This is a genomic window from Vibrio sp. 10N.261.52.A1 (assembly GCF_002876325.1).
Taxonomy (GTDB): Bacteria; Pseudomonadota; Gammaproteobacteria; order Enterobacterales; family Vibrionaceae; genus Vibrio; species Vibrio chagasii.
Map to the genome: position 1 here is coordinate 1 of NZ_MCYD01000156.1, position 493 is coordinate 493.

At 40.8% G+C, this 493-nt stretch carries 1 protein-coding gene; it reads right to left on the minus strand.

Going from position 1 to position 493, the window contains the following annotated elements; all coding sequences use genetic code 11:
* Nucleotides 1-111 precede the first annotated feature (111 nt).
* A complete protein-coding gene (locus BCT81_RS02105) occupies nucleotides 112-435 on the minus strand; it encodes a hypothetical protein (RefSeq protein ID WP_102423112.1) in 324 nt (107 codons plus the stop codon).
* Nucleotides 436-493 lie beyond the last annotated feature (58 nt).

Genomic DNA, 493 nt, shown 5'->3' on the forward strand with positions numbered 1-493 from the left:
TTACTCATTATTACTAATATCCAGATAATGATTGTTTTAGTTCAATTCTTTGATTGCTCTCAAGAAATTTCGACTACCTTACTGGGAAATAAACAAACCGGCATGCGTTTTTTAATCGACCAGAAGGGTTTCTTTAATTCCTATCTCGCAACCTACAAATGTCGATTCGGATAGTTCTACATGCAAGTAATAGCGCTCCGGTTGGTTCATCGCCTGTTGGAAAGTGCCAATGCATCTATCTAAACGTTGTGGTTTCTCGTAAGCGCTTTGTCGCCACTCGATGCGAATTCTCTGCCCCGTGTACTTTTCGACGCCACTCAGGCTATGTTGCTCACCGCCGAGTTTGAAAGCGGTGACTTGATCAAATAAGAATAATTCGCTGGCTGAAGCTGTGTTGAACGATAGTAGTGCTAATAATGCGAGTTTAATTTTCATTGGGAGTAGCTCTTTAAAATAACTTTCAGTTACGCAGTTTGTGGACTTTACCTTTCAC